2 rRNA genes are annotated in these 3,493 nt (G+C 54.8%); both read right to left on the minus strand.

The window, feature by feature from the left end:
• Positions 1–28: 28 nt before the first annotated feature.
• A 5S ribosomal RNA gene (rrf, locus tag ABFX36_RS18725) occupies positions 29–145 on the minus strand.
• A gap of 174 nt (positions 146–319) precedes the next feature.
• Positions 320–3,462: ribosomal RNA gene (locus ABFX36_RS18730) — 23S ribosomal RNA — on the minus strand.
• Between the last annotated feature and the right edge of the window lie 31 nt (positions 3,463–3,493).

A 3,493-nucleotide genomic window follows, 5' to 3' on the forward strand; every position in this document is an offset into this window, starting at 1 on the left:
GGTGTCTGATCGGGGCTCAACAAGTTGTGTTCGGCGGTGTCCTACTCTCCCACACCCATTACAGTGCAGTACCATCGGCGCAGGTGGGCTTAGCTTCCGGGTTCGGAATGGGACCGGGCGTTTCCCCACCGCTATAGCCGCCGTAACAATATGAAACCATCCACACCACAATCCCTCACCAGAGTTGTGGTTTGTGTGTTGTTTCAGAAGTACATAGTGGATGAACGAGCAAACATTCTGTGTGCGTGTAACAATCACCGAAACCGACTCACACAACCTCGTGATTCGTTGAATCCGAAAAGAATTGTTGGTGAGTGTTGTTGGTAAGTCCTCGGCCGATTAGTACCGGTCACCTGAACACATTACTGTGCGTACAGTTCCGGCCTATCAACCCCATCATCTGTAGGGGGCCTTACCCCACCCGAAGGTGGGTGAGAAACCTCATCTTGGAACAGGCTTCCCGCTTAGATGCTTTCAGCGGTTATCCCTTCCGAACGTAGCTAACCAGCAGTGCTCCTGGCGGAACAACTGGCACACCAGAGGTTCGTCCGTCCCGGTCCTCTCGTACTAGGGACAGGTTTCCTCAAGTTTCTACACGCGCGCGGCGGATAGAGACCGAACTGTCTCACGACGTTCTAAACCCAGCTCGCGTGCCGCTTTAATGGGCGAACAGCCCAACCCTTGGGACCTACTCCAGCCCCAGGATGCGACGAGCCGACATCGAGGTGCCAAACCATCCCGTCGATATGGACTCTTGGGGAAGATCAGCCTGTTATCCCCGGGGTACCTTTTATCCGTTGAGCGACACCGCTTCCACATGCCGGTGCCGGATCACTAGTCCCGACTTTCGTCCCTGCTCGACATGTACGTCTCACAGTCAAGCTCCCTTGTGCACTTACACTCAACACCTGATTGCCATCCAGGCTGAGGGAACCTTTGGGCGCCTCCGTTACACTTTAGGAGGCAACCGCCCCAGTTAAACTACCCACCAGGCACTGTCCCTGAACCCGATCAGGGTCCGAGGTTAGAAGCCCAATACGATCAGAGTGGTATTTCAACAACGACTCCACCCACACTAGCGTGCCGGCTTCACAGTCTCCCACCTATCCTACACAAACCGCACCGAACACCAATACCAAGCTATAGTGAAGGTCCCGGGGTCTTTTCGTCCTGCCGCGCGTAACGAGCATCTTTACTCGTACTGCAATTTCGCCGAGCCTGTGGTTGAGACAGCAGAGAAGTCGTTACGCCATTCGTGCAGGTCGGAACTTACCCGACAAGGAATTTCGCTACCTTAGGATGGTTATAGTTACCACCGCCGTTTACTGGGGCTTAAATTCTCAGCTTCACCACCCCGAAAGATGATTAACCGGTCCTCTTAACCTTCCAGCACCGGGCAGGCGTCAGTCCGTATACATCGTCTTACGACTTCGCACGGACCTGTGTTTTTAGTAAACAGTCGCTTCTCTCTGGTCTCTGCGACCACCACCAGCTCACACCGAAAAAGTGATCACCGGTCGTGGTCCCCCTTCTCCCGAAGTTACGGGGGCAATTTGCCGAGTTCCTTAACCACAGTTCACTCGATCGCCTTAGTATTCTCTACCTGACCACCTGTGTCGGTTTGGGGTACGGGCCGTGTACCAACTCACTAGAGGCTTTTCTCGACAGCATAGGATCACCGAATTCACCACAACGGCTACGCATCACCTCTCAGGCTCAAAAAGACACGGATTTGCCTATGTCTCACCCTACAGGCTTACACCAACTATTCCACCAGTTGGCCCGGCTACCTTCCTGCGTCACCCCATCGCTTGACTACTACACCCAAGGTCCCACGCAGCCACCATCAGAGAAATCCGAAGAAATCAACGACAGCTTTTGGATGGTTAGTACAGATGATTCATCACTGGGCGCGGATACACGGGTACGGGAATATCAACCCGTTGTCCATCGACTACGCCTGTCGGCCTCGCCTTAGGTCCCGACTCACCCTGGGCGGATTAACCTGGCCCAGGAACCCTTGGTCATCCGGCGGACAAGTTTCTCACTTGTCTTTCGCTACTCATGCCTGCATTCTCACTCCCACACCCTCCACAACTGGATCACTCCGCTGCTTCCACGGATGCAGGACGCTCCCCTACCCACCCACACCACTACACACCCACCCGCAGGCAGGCATGGATGAAATGTGTGAGTGCCGCGGCTTCGGCGGTGTACTTGAGCCCCGCTAAATTGTCGGCGCAGAATCACTTGACCAGTGAGCTATTACGCACTCTTTCAAGGGTGGCTGCTTCTAAGCCAACCTCCTGGTTGTCTCAGCGACCCCACATCCTTTTCCACTTAGTACACGCTTAGGGGCCTTAGCCGGCGATCTGGGCTGTTTCCCTCTCGACTACGAAGCTTATCCCCCGCAGTCTCACTGCCACGCTCTCACTTACCGGCATTCGGAGTTTGGCTGACGTCAGTAACCTGATAGGGCCCATCGGCCATCCAGTAGCTCTACCTCCAGTAAGAAACACGCAACGCTGCACCTAAATGCATTTCGGGGAGAACCAGCTATCACGGAGTTTGATTGGCCTTTCACCCCTACCCACAACTCATCCCCTCCATTTTCAACTGAAGTGGGTTCGGGCCTCCACAACCTCTTACAGCTGCTTCACCCTGGCCATGGGTAGATCACTCCGCTTCGGGTCTAGACCCAGCGACTCACACGCCCTATTCAGACTCGCTTTCGCTACGGCTACCCCACACGGGTTAACCTCGCCACTGAGCACTAACTCGCAGGCTCATTCTTCAAAAGGCACGCCATCACCCACCACCCCAAAAGGTGCGCAGGCTCTGACGGATTGTAAGCGTCCGGTTTCAGGTACTATTTCACTCCCCTCCCGGGGTACTTTTCACCTTTCCCTCACGGTACTAGTCCGCTATCGGTCACCAGAAAGTATTTAGGCTTACCGGGTGGTCCCGGCAGATTCACAGCAGATTCCACGAGCCCGCTGCTACTTGGGAACAATCGAAGCCAGTCAACACGCTTTCAGCTACGGGACTCTCACCCACTACGGCAGACCATTCCAGGCCACTTCACCTAACATGTCGATTTATCACTGACCCACCGCACGGCAGCACGATGAACGATCACCCCACAACCCCACACGCACAACCCCTGCCGAGTATCACATACGCATGGTTTAGCCTCCTCCGCTTTCGCTCGCCACTACTCACGGAATCACACTTGTTTTCTCTTCCTGTGGGTACTGAGATGTTTCACTTCCCCACGTTCCCTCCACACCCGCTATACATTCACGAGTGGGTAACACCACATCACTGGTGCTGGGTTTCCCCATTCGGACACCCTCGGATCACAGCTCGTTTGACAACTCCCCGAGGACTATCGCGGCCTACCACGTCCTTCATCGGCTCCTGGTACCAAGGCATCCACCGAACGCCCTCAAACACTTACAACAACACCCACAAACACACCCCACACACCAAA

Source organism: Gordonia cholesterolivorans (genome assembly GCF_039531975.1).
Taxonomy (GTDB): domain Bacteria; phylum Actinomycetota; class Actinomycetes; order Mycobacteriales; family Mycobacteriaceae; genus Gordonia; species Gordonia sihwensis.